This is a genomic window from Pseudomonas sp. LLC-1 (assembly GCF_002992185.1).
Lineage (GTDB): Bacteria > Pseudomonadota > Gammaproteobacteria > Pseudomonadales > Pseudomonadaceae > Aquipseudomonas > Aquipseudomonas monteilii.
The window spans coordinates 143,254-156,526 of the sequence record NZ_LUVY01000002.1 but is presented as its reverse complement, the minus strand read 5'-3'; the positions used below and the strand labels follow the sequence as shown (position 1 = coordinate 156,526).

The window sequence follows — 13,273 nt, the reverse complement described above, 5'->3', positions numbered from 1 at the left end:
GTCATCGGGAGCCTCGCCATGTTGATCACCCCGCATTTCACGCTTGATGAGATGACCGTTTCACAGCTTGCCGCCAGGGACGGATTCAGTAACATCCCTCCACCCGAGGCCAGGGCCAACCTGCAACTGCTGTGCTGCGCGCTGGAACAAGTGCGCGCAATGTTCGGCATGCCAATCATCGTCAGCAGCGGTTTTCGGAGCGAGAGAGTCAATCGGCTGATCGGCGGCGCCGCGAACAGCCAGCATGTGCAGGGGCTGGCGGCAGACTTCACGGTAGTCGAAGTTACCCCTCGGGAAACCGTGCGCCGAATCATGGAAAGTACCGTGCCCTTCGATCAGCTCATCCTGGAGTTCGATGACTGGGTGCATTTCTCCGTGTCACGCGGTAAGCCGCGTCGGGAGGTGTTGACCATTCATAAAGGTGGTCGCTATCTGCCGGGGCTGCAATGAACCGCATTGACGGCAGCAAGGGGATGTTCGTATGCTGTATATAAATACAGTATCTAGGTGAACCCATGCTCAATGTCGAGCAACTCAAGTACAGCGTCAACCGCATGCCCGTGGAGCGGGTGGCCGATGCCGTGCTGGAACTGCGCCTCGAAGGCCTGGTCACCGATGACCGTACCCCGTTCGGCAAGGTCCACTTCAATACTTGTTTCGCCGAGATCGAGGCCCTGTTCCAGCGTGCCGGTTACCACCGGGGGCTGGATGTAGTGGGTTACCAAGGGTTGCTGTACGCCCTCTACGACCCAGGCCGCTGGGAGCCGGTGCAGGTGCTGCGCTGGCTGAAGGAGCGCAGCGAGGCCATAGGCCAGGCTGGTTGAGGGCGCGGGCTTGGGGGATAATGCGCGGCCGTGAACGTTTCGAGCCCTGCCATGACCACGCCTTTCGACCCCGCCCGCCAGCAAGCCAGCACGGTGTGCCTGCCCCCCGGTAACTGGGCGACGGTGCTCGATTGCCTGTGTGACCATTTCAAGGCTATCGATCGCGCCCAGTGGCTCGACCGTTTTGCCCGTGGCCGGGTGCTGGATGCCGAGGGGCGGGCGGTTTCTGCCGGGTTGCCTTACAAGCGCGGTATGCGTTTGCACTATTTCCGTGAAGTGCCGAACGAGCGACCAATCCCGGTGCAGGAAACGGTCCTGCATGTGGATGAGCACCTGGTGGTGGCCGACAAGCCGCATTTCCTGCCGGTGACGCCAACCGGTGAATACGTCGAGCAGACCTTGCTGCGCCGCCTGATCCGTCGTCTGGATAACCCGCACCTGGTGCCGCTGCACCGTATCGACCGTCACACCGCCGGGCTTGTGCTGTTTTCTGCCAACCCGCACAGCCGCAGTGCCTACCAGCGCCTGTTCCCCGAGCGGCGTATCGACAAGCGCTACCAGGCCATTGCCGCAGCCATGCCGCAGCATGAGTATCCGCTGGTACACAAAAGCCGGCTGGTGCATGGCGAGCCGTTTTTCCGCATGCATGAGGTAGAAGGGGAGGCCAACAGCGAGACCTTGGCCGAAGTGTTGGAGAAGAACGGTGAGCTGTGGCGCTATGGGTTGTCGCCGGTAACCGGCAAGACCCACCAATTACGCGTGCACATGGCGGCGTTGGGGGCGGGGATCAGCAACGACCCGTTCTATCCGCAGTTGCTGAACGAAGAAGATGACTATCAGCGGCCTCTGAAACTGCTGGCGCAGAGCCTGCGCTTCGAAGACCCGTTGAGCGGGGAAGAGCGGTATTTCGAGAGCCGGTTGCGGCTGGATTGGTAGCGCAGATAATCAGGCTTGCGCCGTTCCTGTGGGGGGCGGGCAAGCCCGCTCCCACAGGGAAAGCCTGTATCAGGCCTTAACGGTTGAAACGCTCCACCAGCGAATACTGGCTCCCCGCCGTGCTGGTCAACTCTTCGCTGAGCAGTGCCGAGTGCAAGGCCTGTTCGGCGGTCTGGTCGGCCAGTTCGGCAATGGTGCTGATGTTGCGGCTGATCTCGTCGGCCACTGCGGTCTGCTCTTCGGTCGCTGCAGCAATCTGGGTGGCCATGTCGGTGATGTTGGCGACTGCTTCACTGATCCCTACCAGTGCCTCGTCAGCCTGCATCACCCGGTCGACGCCTTCCTGCGCCTGGCGGTGGCCGGTTTCCATGGTCAGTACGGCGTTGCTGGCAGTTTGTTGCAGTTTGGCAATCAGACCATGGATCTGACCGGTGGACTCTGCAGTGCGCTGAGCCAGTTGGCGCACTTCATCAGCCACCACGGCAAAACCACGGCCCATTTCCCCGGCGCGCGCCGCTTCGATCGCTGCGTTAAGCGCCAGCAGGTTGGTCTGGTCGGCGATGCCCTTGATCACGTCGACCACACCGCCAATTTCGTCGCTGTCCTTGGCCAGCTGGGTCACCGTCTGGCCGGTTTCACCCACCGCTGCCGACAGGCGCTCGATGGCATCGCGGGTTTCCCCGGCAATCTGCCGCCCCTGGCTGGTCAGGCGGTTGGCTTCCTGGGTGGCGTCGGCGGTGCGCTGCACATGGTTGGCCACTTCCTGCGTGGTGGCGGCCATCTGGTTGACTGCAGCGGCGACCTGCTCGGTTTCTACCCGCTGACGCTCAAGCCCCGAGGAGCTCTTGTGCGCCAGGGCGTCGGACTGGCGCGCCTGGTCGCTGAGGTGTTCGGCACTGTCCTGCAGGCGGGTCAGGCAGGTTTTCAGGCGGGCATCCTGGCTGAGCATGGCCATTTCCAGGCGCGCCTGCACACCACGGCTGTCGGTAAACATCTGTGCGATCAGCGGGTCGGAGGTGGTCTGTTCGGCCAGGCGCAGCAAGCGCTTCAGGCCGCGCTGCTGCCAGCCAAGGCCAAGCAGGCCCAACGGTACGGAAAGCCCGGCGGCCAAGGCGAAGCCCCAGGAGTGGCCAAGCCAGTTGCCGATCAGGAAGCCTACCTGGCTGATCAGGATGAACGGCAGCCAGTCCTGCAACACCGGCAGCCACTTGTCGCGGCGCGGTACTGGCGGCTTGCCCTGATTGATGCGCTGGTACAGCGCCTCGGCGCGACGGATCTGCTCGGCGGTGGGCTTGACCCGCACGGACTCGAAGCCCACGACCTGGTTGTTGTCGTAGATCGGCGTGACATAGGCATTGACCCAGTAGTGGTCGCCAGACTTGCAGCGGTTTTTGACAATGCCCATCCAGGGCTGGCCCTGCTTGAGCGTTTGCCACATATGGGCGAACACGGCGGGCGGCACGTCGGGGTGACGCACCAGGTTGTGCGGCGCACCGGTCAGCTCTTCGCGGGTGAACCCACTGATTTCGATGAAGGCATCGTTGCAGTAGGTGATCACACCTTTGGCATTGGTGGTGGAGATCAACCGCTGCTGGGCAGGGAAAGTCCGTTCTCTCTGGGTAATCGGCTGGTTGTTACGCATGGGTTGATAGTCCGCAAGGCTTTCGACAGGTATCGGCAAGGGACTGGTTTTATTGAATGATTATTTAATGTGAACGATTGCAGGCATGCCAGCCCTGCCTGGGGCCGCTGTGCGGTGGCCCCAGGCTTTGCTGACTTAGCCGGCAATCAGCTGTCGCAACACATAATGCAAAATCCCCCCTGCCTTGAAGTACTCCACTTCATTCAGGGTATCGATCCGGCACAGCACCTCGATCTGCGCCTGCTGCCCATCCTCGCGGGTGATGCGCAAGGGCAGGCTCATGCCCGGGCGGATCTGCGCGCCATTCAAACCCAGCACATCGATTTGCTCCTTGCCGGTCAGCTCCAGTTGCTTGCGGTCGTTACCGGCCTTGAACTGCAGCGGCAGCACGCCCATGCCCACCAGGTTGGAGCGGTGAATACGCTCGAAGCTTTCCGCCAGCACGGCCTTGACCCCCAGCAGGTTGGTGCCCTTGGCTGCCCAGTCGCGGCTTGAGCCGGTGCCGTATTCCTGGCCGGCAATCACCACCAGCGGGGTGCCTTCCTGCTGGTAGCGCATGGCCGCGTCGTAGATCGACAGCTTCTCGCCGCTGGGCACATGCAAGGTGTTGCCGCCTTCTTCACCCGCCAGCATTTCGTTGCGAATACGGATGTTGGCAAAGGTGCCGCGCATCATCACTTCATGGTTGCCACGCCGCGAACCGTAGGAGTTGAAGTCGCGTGGCTCCACCCCCTGCTCACGCAGGTAGCGCCCGGCGGGGCTGTCGGCCTTGATGTTGCCGGCCGGTGAGATGTGGTCGGTGGTCACCGAGTCGCCCAGCAGCGCCAGCACACGCGCACCCTGGATGTCGACGATCTGTGGCGGCGGGCCGCTGATGCCGTCGAAGAACGGCGGGTGCTGGATATAGGTAGAGTCGGGCTGCCACACGTAGGTGGCGGCCTGCGGCACCTCGATGGCCTGCCATTGCGCATCGCCGGCGAACACTTCGGCATATTCCTTGTGGAACATCGCCGTGTCGACCTTGGCTACGGCTTCGGCAATTTCCTGCTGGCTGGGCCAGATGTCGCGCAGGTAAACCGGCTGACCGTCCTTGCCGGTACCCAGCGGGTCACGCGTCAGGTCCAGCCGTACGCTGCCGGCCAGGGCGTAGGCCACCACCAGCGGCGGCGAGGCCAGCCAGTTGGTCTTGACCAGTGGGTGCACACGGCCTTCGAAGTTGCGGTTGCCCGACAGCACCGACGCCACGGTGAGGTCGGCGCTGCCGATGGCTTTCTCGATCGCTTCATCCAGCGGGCCGGAGTTGCCGATGCAGGTGGTGCAGCCATAGCCGACCAGGTCGAAGCCCAACTGGTCGAGGTAGGGGGTGAGCCCGGCGGCCTTGAAGTAGTCGGTGACCACCTTGGAGCCCGGTGCCAGCGAACTCTTGACCCAGGGTTTGCGTTGCAGGCCCTTTTCCAGCGCCTTTTTCGCCACCAACCCGGCGGCCATCATCACACTGGGGTTGGAGGTGTTGGTGCACGAGGTGATCGCGGCAATCACCACTGCACCATCGCGCAGGGTGTGGGTCTGGCCTGCATGGTTGTAGTCGATCTCGCCCGCCTGGTCGGCGTTGCCCACCGCTACGCCGCCACCACCCTCGCTTTCCAGGCGGCCGACGTCCTTGGCCAGCGGTTTGGGTTGCAGCTCGATGAAGTGGTCAAACGCCTGGCTGACCTGGCCCAGCGCTACCCGGTCCTGTGGCCGTTTAGGCCCGGCCAGGCTGGCTTCGACCTCGTGCATGTCCAGCGCCAGGCTGTCGCTGAACAGCGGCTCCTGGCCAGGCAGGCGCCACAGGCCTTGGGCTTTGCAGTAGTGCTCGACCAGTTGCACGGTCGCTTCGGGGCGGCCCGACAGGCGCAGGTAGTCCAGGGTCACCTGGTCGACCGGGAAGAAACCGCAGGTGGCGCCGTATTCCGGCGCCATGTTGGCAATGGTCGCCCGGTCGGCCAATGGCAGCTCGGCCAGGCCATCGCCGTAAAACTCGACGAACTTCCCGACCACGCCTTTCTTGCGCAGCATTTGCGTAACCGTCAGCACCAGGTCGGTGGCGGTGATGCCTTCGCGCAGCTTGCCGGTCAGCTTGAAACCGATCACTTCGGGGATCAGCATCGACACGGGTTGGCCGAGCATGGCCGCCTCTGCCTCGATGCCTCCGACACCCCAGCCGAGCACGCCCAGGCCATTGATCATGGTGGTGTGCGAGTCGGTACCCACCAGGGTGTCGGGGAAGGCGTAGGTGCGGCCATCGGCTTCACGGGTCCATACCGTGCGGCCCAGGTACTCCAGGTTGACCTGGTGGCAGATGCCGGTGCCCGGCGGCACCACGCGGAAGTTGTCGAAGGCGCTCTGGCCCCAACGCAGGAAGGCATAGCGTTCGCCATTGCGCTGCATTTCGATGTCGACGTTCTCGTTGAAGGCTTGCGGTGTGCCATAACGGTCGACCATTACCGAGTGGTCGATCACCAGATCCACCGGTGACAGGGGGTTGATCCGCTGTGGGTCGCCACCGGCCTTGGCCATGGCCGCGCGCATGGCGGCCAGGTCGACCACGGCCGGCACGCCGGTGAAGTCCTGCATCAGCACCCGCGCCGGGCGGTACTGGATCTCGCGGTCGGAGCGCCGCTCGCCCAGCCACTGGGCAAGGGCGCGCAGGTCGTCGCCGGTGACGGTATGGCCGTCCTCCCAGCGCAGCAGGTTTTCCAGCAGCACCTTCAATGACATGGGCAGGCGTTGCAGGTCACCCAGCTGGCGGGCGGCTTCGGTGAGGCTGAAATAGTGGTAGGTCTGGTTGCCGACCTGGAGGGGCTTGAGGGTGTTCAGGCTATCGAGCGAGGGCATTGCCAACTCCTTCTGCGCCGGTGCCCGGCAAATACTCAAGGTTTACCGGTGTCACCGCTCTGTTTCGGTCCGCACGGTACGGACCTGGCTGAAAGGTCAGGTTAGACCGCTTTGCGGCCCCTGACCCTTTTCTGGACCGATGGGGCATGTCGCAGGTTCCGATCTTCCTTTATCATCGCCGCCCTGCCGGCGCCTGTTGCGCGCCAGCCGTAGTGGAGTGAGAGATGAATACCCTGTTCATGCATTGCCGGCCCGGTTTCGAGGGCGAGGTTTGCGCCGAAATCAGCGAACATGCCGCCCGCCTGGGCATTGCCGGCTATGCCAAAGGCAAGCCACAAAGTGCCAGCGCCGAGTTTGTCTGCAGTGAAGACGGCGGTGCCGAGCGGTTGATGGGGGCGCTGCGCTTCAACGAGCTGATTTTCCCTCGGCAGTGGGCCCGTGGCGGTTTTGTCGAGTTACCGGAAAGTGACCGGATCAGTGTGCTGCTGGCGCAGTTGGCCGACTTCCCGGTGTTCGGCAGCCTGTGGCTGGAAGTGCTGGACAGCAACGAAGGCAAGGAAGTGTCCACCTTCTGTCGCAAGTTCGAAGTGCCGCTGCGCAAGGCCCTGGAAAAGGCCGGCCGCCTGGTCGAAGATGCCAGCCGCCCACGGCTGCTGCTCACCTTCATCAGCGGCCGGCGGGTGTTTGTCGGCCTGGCCCCGGCCAACAACAGCGCGTTGTGGCCCATGGGCATCCCGCGCCTGAAATTCCCCCGCGAGGCACCCAGCCGTTCGACCCTCAAGCTGGAAGAGGCCTGGCACCAGTTCATCCCGCGTGAGCAGTGGGAACAGCGCCTGGGCGATGACATGACCGGTGTCGACCTGGGCGCCTCGCCGGGTGGCTGGACCTACCAGCTGGTACGTCGTGGCATGCTGGTGACGGCCATCGACAACGGGCCGATGGCCGAAAGCCTGATGGACACCGGCCTGGTGCAGCACTTGATGGCCGACGGTTTCACCTGGCAGCCGAAGCAGCCGGTGGACTGGATGGTGTGCGACATCGTCGAGAAGCCGGCGCGCACCACTTCGCTGATCGAAACCTGGCTGGGTGAGGGGTTGTGCCGCGAGGCAGTGGTCAACCTGAAGTTGCCGATGAAGCAACGCTATGCCGAAGTACGCCGGTTGCTCGACCGCATGGAGGCGACGTTCAAGGCGCGCAAGATCCGGGTATCGATTGCCTGCAAGCAGCTGTATCACGACCGTGAGGAAGTGACTTGCCATCTGCGCAGACTGGACCTGAAGCCGCGCTGATTTCGGGGGCTGCAAGCCAGCCCCTTGGTCGAAACGGCCCTATGCGCGACAATAACGATCATTTGTGGAGCCCCCCATGACCGATTTCACCCCCGATGCCATCCTCGACGCCACCGGCCTGAACTGCCCGGAACCGGTAATGATGCTGCACCAGCATGTGCGCAACCTGGCCGCTGGCGGCCTGCTGAAAGTCATCGCCACCGATCCGTCGACCCGTCGTGACATTCCCAAGTTCTGCAACTTCCTCGGCCACGAATTGCTGCAGCAGCAAGAGGACGCCGGCACCTTCCTGTACTGGATCCGCAAAAAAGCCGACTGAAGCGCTCTGGAACACGCCCCGCGTTGCGCCTACACTGCGTTCCCCAGACAGGAGAGCGCCATGCTGATAGTTGCCGACGAGAACATCCCGCTGCTCGATGCCTTCTTCCAGGGTTTCGGTGAAATTCGCCGCTACCCGGGCCGAAGCCTCGATGCCGCCAGCGTCAAGGACGCCGATATCCTGCTGGTGCGCTCGGTGACCAAGGTCGACCGCCAGCTGCTCGAAGGCAGCCGCGTACGCTTCGTCGGCACTTGTACCATCGGCACCGATCACCTGGACCTGGACTACTTTGCCGAAGCCGGCATCCGCTGGAGCAGTGCGCCGGGCTGCAATGCACGCGGCGTGGTCGACTACGTGCTGGGCAGCGTACTGACCCTGGCAGAGCTGGATGGCGTGGCATTGCCCGAACGCGTGTATGGCGTGGTGGGTGCGGGTGAGGTGGGCGGCCGCCTGGTGCGGGTGCTTCACGGCCTGGGCTGGAAGGTACTGGTGTGCGACCCGCCGCGTCAGGCCGCCGAGGGTGGCGACTACGTCAGCCTCGAGACGATTTTGCAGCAGTGCGATGTGATCAGTTTGCATACCCCGTTGCAGCGTGCCGGCGAGCACCCGACCTGGCACTTGCTGGGCCAGGCTCAGCTGGCGCAGTTGCGCCCAGGGGCCTGGCTGATCAACGCCAGTCGTGGCCCGGTGGTGGACAACGCCGCCTTGCGCGAGTTGCTGCTGGACCGTGAAGACGTGCATGCGGTGCTGGATGTGTGGGAGGGCGAGCCGCAGGTCGACCTGCAACTGGCCGACCTGTGCACGCTGGCTTCGCCGCACATTGCCGGCTACAGCCTCGATGGCCGCCAGCGTGGCACGGCGCAGATCTATCAGGCGTTGTGCCGCTTCCTCGGCGTGGACGAGCAGGTGCAACTGGCAGACTTGCTGCCCCGGCCGCCACTGGCACAAATCGAACTGGATGCCGGCACCGACCCGGCCTGGGCCTTGGCGACCCTGTGCCGCGCCGTGTACGACCCGCGCCGCGACGATGCGGACTTCCGCCGCAGCCTGAGCGACGACCCGCAGCTGCAGCGGGCGACGTTCGACCAGTTGCGCAAGCAGTACCCGCCACGTCGCGAGATCGAAGGGCTGGCGGTGCGCTTGCGGGGTGAGTCGCCACAGCTGGCACAGCTGGTCAATGCCTTGGGTGGGGTGTTGGCCTGATTCAGGCCAATAAAAACCCGGCGCAAGCGCCGGGTTGCAAGTAATTCGCAGATCAACCTTCGCGTACGCGCTTGACCCGGCTCTTCTCCAGCGCCTCGCAGGCCTGCTGGATCATCTGCTCGGTAATCGGCACTTCGCGCCCTTGGGCGTCGATGATCGAGCCACACACCTTAGGTTGCGGGGTGGTCTTGGGCTTTTGGTTGTCGCTGCCATGCTGCAAGCTCATTCGGTGTCTCCTCATCAGGTTCTGGCCCAGGTTAGCCCTGAGCCGTGACTGGCCTGTGACTGTTTCCGTATCACGCTGGAAACAGTCCAACAGAAACGCTGTGAAAGCTCCATAGTCTGGTTAGACCGATGGGCTATAGCAACCTGCAGGCATTCCCACAGCCTGGATGAGTGGTAGTCTGCGGCTTCCCCCGCATTGTGGTCGTCGCCATGCCCGAATCGGTTTCCCCACGTCAGCGCCGCGCCTTGCGCCTGGCCTGGCATTTCGTCCGCCCCTATCGCCGGCAAGTGCTGCTGGCCTTGCTGGCCCTGGTGGTCACTGCCGCCATCACCCTGTCGATGGGCCAAGGTATCCGCCTGTTGGTGGACCAGGGCTTCATGACCCGCTCCGCGCACCAGCTCAACCAGACCATCGGGTTGTTCCTGCTGCTGGTGCTGGCCCTGGCGGTGGGCACTTTCAGCCGCTTTTACCTGGTCTCGTGGATTGGCGAGCGGTGTGTGGCCGATATCCGTCGCGCCGTTTTCGATCACCTGATCGGCCTGCACCCCGGCTTTTTCGAAGACAACCGTAGCTCCGAGATCCAGTCGCGGCTGACGGCGGACACCACCTTGCTGCAGTCGGTCATCGGCTCATCGTTGTCGATGTTCCTGCGTAACGCGTTGATGGTCAGCGGCGGCGTGGTGTTGCTGTTCATCACCAACCCCAAGCTCACCAGTATCGTGGTGGTGGCCCTGCCGTTGGTGCTGGCACCTATCCTGCTGTTTGGCCGTCGGGTGCGCAGCCTGTCGCGGCAGAGCCAGGACCGGGTGGCCGATGTGGGCAGCTACGTGGCCGAAACGCTGGGGCAGATCAAGACGGTGCAGGCCTACAACCACCAGGCGCACGACCGCGAACTGTTCGCGGGCACGGTCGAAGCCGCGTTTAGCGTGGCCCGCAAGCGGATTGCCCAGCGTGCCTGGCTGATCACCCTGGTGATCGTGCTGGTGTTGGGGGCGGTGGGGGTGATGTTGTGGGTCGGTGGTATGGACGTGATTGCCGGGCGTATTTCTGCAGGCGAGCTGGCTGCATTCGTGTTCTACAGCCTGATCGTCGGCAGCGCCTTCGGTACCCTCAGTGAGGTGATCGGCGAGCTGCAGCGTGCCGCCGGTGCCGCCGAGCGTATTGCCGAACTGTTGGCTGCGCGCAGTGCAATCCTGCCGCCCGAGCTGGCGCAGGTGCTACCAAAACAGCGGGCCAGCGGGCACATCGAATTGCAGCAGGTGGTGTTCGCCTACCCGTCACGGCCTACGGTGGCGGCTGTCGATGGCCTGAGCCTGGCCATCGAACCTGGGCAGACCGTTGCCCTGGTTGGCCCCTCGGGTGCAGGCAAGTCGACGCTGTTCGATTTGTTGCTGCGTTTTTACGACCCACAGCAAGGGTGCATCCTGCTCGATGGCCAGGCGATTACCGCCCTCGACCCTGACCAGCTGCGCAGCCAGTTCGCCCTGGTGGCGCAAAACCCCTCGCTGTTCCGTGGCACGGTGGAGGCCAACATCCGCTATGGCCGGCCCGAGGCAACCCTGGCGGAAGTCGAGGCAGCCGCCCGCGGTGCCTATGCCGATGAATTCATCCGGCAGCTGCCGCAAGGCTACCAGACGCCCTTGGGCGAGGGCGGCATCGGGCTTTCCGGTGGGCAGCGGCAGCGCCTGGCGATTGCCCGGGCGTTGCTGGTGGATGCGCCGATCCTGTTGCTGGATGAAGCCACCAGCGCCCTCGACGCACAGAGCGAGCACCTGATCCAGCAGGCGTTGCCCAGCCTGATGGCCGGGCGCACCACGCTGGTGATCGCCCATCGCCTGGCCACGGTGCAGCATGCCGAACGAATCGCGGTCATCGACAAGGGGCGGCTGGTGGCGGTGGGCACACACCGTCAGTTGATCGAGGAAAGCCCGCTGTATGCGCGCTTGGCGGCCTTGCAGTTCACCACAGGGTAGGGTGTCGCGGTTTTGTAACATTTTTGTAGCAATTGCCTGAGAGTATCTGCCTCAACTGTTGCGTAAGTGCTCGACCTGGCTGCCATTGCTTGATGGCAGCTTTTTTTTGGCCTGCCAGTCATGGGGGCTGCACAGCGGCCCCAGCCCTCTCTCTCTGGTTCCGAGACCCTAGATGTTGCGTAAATCCCTCAGAGTGCAAATTCTCTCGCTGCTCGGCGGCAGCCTGGCGGCGATGTTGCTGATCGCCCTGGTGTGTTTCCAGTTCCTGTCGTCCAGCGTGCGCGGTTATGCCGAGCTGGTCGACGGGCCGCTGCGGGCCTCGCAATTGATCGACGAAGCCAACCTGCAATTCAAGATTCAGGTACAGGAATGGAAGAACGTGTTGCTGCGCGGGCGTCAGCCGGCAGACATGGACAAGTACTGGCAGCAGTTCCAGGCCCGTGAACAACAGGTTCAAGCGCTGCTCGGGCAATTGATCGACAGCAGCGACGCCAGGCTCAAGGCGCCGTTGCAGCAGCTGCGTGACAGCCACCGGCAGTTGGGCCAGGCCTATGCGCAGGGCCGCCAGGCCTTCCTTGCCGCAGGTGGTGACCCGGTAGCCGGCGACCAGGCGGTCAAAGGCGTGGACCGCGCCGCCAGCGAGCAGATGAGCGAGCTGGTCGAGCAGTTGCGTGCCGATGCGCGCCAGCGTGCGGCCAGCATCAGCGCCAGCGCCGAGCGCACGGTATGGCTGGGCTTGCTGGTGATGTTGGCTTCGGCGGTGCTGGTGGGGCTGCTCAGCCTGTGGCTGGTCAACCGTAGCCTGATCGAGCCGATCCGCCAACTGATCGAGTATGTCGCGCAACTGAGCCAAGGGCGTTTCGCCGCCCGGGTCGATAGCCGCCGTGAAGATGAACTGGGGCGCCTGGCGCGGGCTGCCAACACGCTGCGCGACTTCCTTGCCGAGACCGTTGGCCGCCTGCAGGACAACGCGCAGGAGCTGGAAGGCGCCAGTGGCCAGTTGCGCAGCATCGCCGGCGACATGGCCCGTGGCACCCACGACCAGTTCCAGCGTACCGACCAGGTGGCCACGGCCATGCACGAGATGTCCGCCACCGCCCAGGAGGTCGCCCGCCACGCCGCCGAGGCCGCTCGCGCGGCAGATGACGCCGACCACAGCGCCCAGGCCGGCGAGCAGGTGATGCAGCAGACCATCGACATTATCGGTGTGGTCAACCGCGAAATCGCCGGCACGGCGGCGGTAATCCGCGACCTGGAGCACGACAGCACGCGCATTGGCAAAGTGCTGGAGGTGATCCGTGGCATCGCGGAGCAGACCAACCTGCTGGCCCTCAACGCAGCCATCGAAGCGGCCCGTGCTGGCGAAGCCGGGCGTGGTTTTGCGGTGGTTGCCGATGAGGTGCGCAGCCTGGCCCAGCGCACGGCTGCGTCGATTGCCGAGATCCACCAGATCATCGAGGCCGTACAGTCGGGGGCGGTAGAAGCGGTCAAGGCGATCGAAAGCGGCCAGCAGCGCAGCGAGGAGGGGGCCGAGCAGGTGCAGCAGGCCGGGCAGATGCTGCAGCGCATCACCCAGTCCGTAGAGGCGATCCGCGACATGAACCGACAAATCGCCACGGCGGCCGAAGAGCAGACCAGCGTAGCCGAAGACATTTCGCGCAACCTGATCGAAATCACCCGTATTGCCACGGCCAACCAGCAGGCCGTGCAGCATACCGAGCAGGCCGGGCAGCGCTTGCATGGGTTGTCGGGGCAGTTGGGTGAGGTGACCTCGCGCCTGACGGCCTGACCGTTTTCAGGCACAACAAAAAGCCCGCACAAGGCGGGCTTTTCGAGCAGGATCTGGTCGGAGAGACAGGATTCGAACCTGCGGCCTTCTCGTCCCGAACGAGACGCGCTACCTGGCTGCGCTACACTCCGATGAACAAAATCCTACTGCATCCCGTTTTTGCACACAAGCCCTTGTTGTTTAAAGGGGCTTTGC

The 13,273-nt window shown here is 63.9% G+C and carries 11 protein-coding genes, 1 tRNA gene and 1 pseudogene; 9 read left to right on the top strand and 4 right to left on the bottom strand.

Features of this window, described 5'->3' with window-relative positions; genetic code table 11:
• The first annotated feature begins 18 nt into the window (after positions 1-18).
• From A0O30_RS00795 to A0O30_RS00785, 3 genes are all read left to right on the top strand, one after another.
• Complete coding sequence (locus tag A0O30_RS00795) at positions 19-450, top strand: D-Ala-D-Ala carboxypeptidase family metallohydrolase (RefSeq protein ID WP_105945248.1); 432 nt, start codon at positions 19-21, stop codon at positions 448-450.
• 65 nt (positions 451-515) lie between these two features.
• Positions 516-824 carry a hypothetical protein gene (locus A0O30_RS00790; RefSeq protein WP_019096184.1) on the top strand — a complete coding sequence of 103 codons (309 nt, stop codon included), beginning with the start codon at positions 516-518 and terminating at the stop codon, positions 822-824.
• 51 nt (positions 825-875) lie between these two features.
• The gene (locus A0O30_RS00785) at positions 876-1,760 is read left to right on the top strand and encodes a pseudouridine synthase (protein ID WP_105945247.1); all 885 of its coding nucleotides are present in this window, start codon (positions 876-878) and stop codon (positions 1,758-1,760) included.
• 76 nt (positions 1,761-1,836) lie between these two features.
• Here the strand turns inward: A0O30_RS00785 and A0O30_RS00780 are convergent, their stop codons facing one another.
• Positions 1,837-3,402 (bottom strand): PAS domain-containing methyl-accepting chemotaxis protein, encoded by a 1,566-nt coding sequence (locus tag A0O30_RS00780; RefSeq protein ID WP_016714875.1) that lies wholly within the window; start codon positions 3,400-3,402, stop codon positions 1,837-1,839.
• A gap of 135 nt (positions 3,403-3,537) precedes the next feature.
• Positions 3,538-6,279 (bottom strand): aconitate hydratase AcnA, encoded by a 2,742-nt coding sequence (acnA, locus tag A0O30_RS00775; protein WP_105945246.1) that lies wholly within the window; start codon positions 6,277-6,279, stop codon positions 3,538-3,540.
• A gap of 224 nt (positions 6,280-6,503) precedes the next feature.
• Between acnA and rlmM the strand changes: the two genes are divergently transcribed.
• From rlmM to pdxB, 3 genes are all read left to right on the top strand, one after another.
• Complete coding sequence (gene rlmM / locus A0O30_RS00770; RefSeq protein ID WP_105945245.1) at positions 6,504-7,568, top strand: 23S rRNA (cytidine(2498)-2'-O)-methyltransferase RlmM; 1,065 nt, start codon at positions 6,504-6,506, stop codon at positions 7,566-7,568.
• 76 nt (positions 7,569-7,644) lie between these two features.
• Positions 7,645-7,887 (top strand): sulfurtransferase TusA, encoded by a 243-nt coding sequence (tusA, locus tag A0O30_RS00765; RefSeq protein WP_003248727.1) that lies wholly within the window; start codon positions 7,645-7,647, stop codon positions 7,885-7,887.
• Between the two features lie 60 nt (positions 7,888-7,947).
• Complete coding sequence (gene pdxB / locus A0O30_RS00760; protein WP_105945244.1) at positions 7,948-9,090, top strand: 4-phosphoerythronate dehydrogenase PdxB; 1,143 nt, start codon at positions 7,948-7,950, stop codon at positions 9,088-9,090.
• A gap of 52 nt (positions 9,091-9,142) precedes the next feature.
• Here pdxB and A0O30_RS27795 read toward each other — a convergent pair whose 3' ends face one another.
• Positions 9,143-9,316: a PA1571 family protein gene (locus tag A0O30_RS27795; RefSeq protein WP_177410238.1), complete on the bottom strand. Its 174-nt coding sequence runs from the start codon at positions 9,314-9,316 to the stop codon at positions 9,143-9,145.
• Between the two features lie 209 nt (positions 9,317-9,525).
• On the opposite strand from A0O30_RS27795, the gene A0O30_RS00755 reads away from it, so the two are divergent.
• From A0O30_RS00755 to A0O30_RS28125, 3 genes and pseudogenes are all read left to right on the top strand, one after another.
• The gene (locus A0O30_RS00755) at positions 9,526-11,289 is read left to right on the top strand and encodes an ABC transporter transmembrane domain-containing protein (RefSeq protein WP_105945243.1); all 1,764 of its coding nucleotides are present in this window, start codon (positions 9,526-9,528) and stop codon (positions 11,287-11,289) included.
• Between the two features lie 172 nt (positions 11,290-11,461).
• A pseudogene (locus A0O30_RS28130) lies at positions 11,462-12,145 on the top strand (methyl-accepting chemotaxis protein); the annotation flags it as partial.
• 165 nt (positions 12,146-12,310) lie between these two features.
• Positions 12,311-13,078 carry a methyl-accepting chemotaxis protein gene (locus A0O30_RS28125; RefSeq protein ID WP_371257737.1) on the top strand — a complete coding sequence of 256 codons (768 nt, stop codon included), beginning with the start codon at positions 12,311-12,313 and terminating at the stop codon, positions 13,076-13,078.
• Positions 13,079-13,132: 54 nt separating this feature from the next.
• Here A0O30_RS28125 and A0O30_RS00745 read toward each other — a convergent pair.
• Positions 13,133-13,209, bottom strand: a tRNA-Pro gene (locus tag A0O30_RS00745).
• Positions 13,210-13,273: the final 64 nt, after the last annotated feature.

Excerpts from the sequence above, each read along its gene's own strand:
- rlmM (WP_105945245.1), top strand. The coding sequence starts at position 6,504 with ATGAATACCCTGTTCATGCATTGCCGGCCCGGTTTCGAGGGCGAGGTT.
- A0O30_RS00780 (WP_016714875.1), bottom strand. The coding sequence starts at position 3,402 with ATGCGTAACAACCAGCCGATTACCCAGAGAGAACGGACTTTCCCTGCC.
- A0O30_RS00795 (WP_105945248.1), top strand. The coding sequence starts at position 19 with ATGTTGATCACCCCGCATTTCACGCTTGATGAGATGACCGTTTCACAG.
- A0O30_RS00755 (WP_105945243.1), top strand. The coding sequence starts at position 9,526 with ATGCCCGAATCGGTTTCCCCACGTCAGCGCCGCGCCTTGCGCCTGGCC.
- pdxB (WP_105945244.1), top strand. The coding sequence starts at position 7,948 with ATGCTGATAGTTGCCGACGAGAACATCCCGCTGCTCGATGCCTTCTTC.
- A0O30_RS27795 (WP_177410238.1), bottom strand. The coding sequence starts at position 9,316 with ATGAGCTTGCAGCATGGCAGCGACAACCAAAAGCCCAAGACCACCCCG.
- tusA (WP_003248727.1), top strand. The coding sequence starts at position 7,645 with ATGACCGATTTCACCCCCGATGCCATCCTCGACGCCACCGGCCTGAAC.
- A0O30_RS00790 (WP_019096184.1), top strand. The coding sequence starts at position 516 with ATGCTCAATGTCGAGCAACTCAAGTACAGCGTCAACCGCATGCCCGTG.
- acnA (WP_105945246.1), bottom strand. The coding sequence starts at position 6,279 with ATGCCCTCGCTCGATAGCCTGAACACCCTCAAGCCCCTCCAGGTCGGC.
- A0O30_RS28125 (WP_371257737.1), top strand. The coding sequence starts at position 12,311 with ATGGCCCGTGGCACCCACGACCAGTTCCAGCGTACCGACCAGGTGGCC.
- A0O30_RS00785 (WP_105945247.1), top strand. The coding sequence starts at position 876 with ATGACCACGCCTTTCGACCCCGCCCGCCAGCAAGCCAGCACGGTGTGC.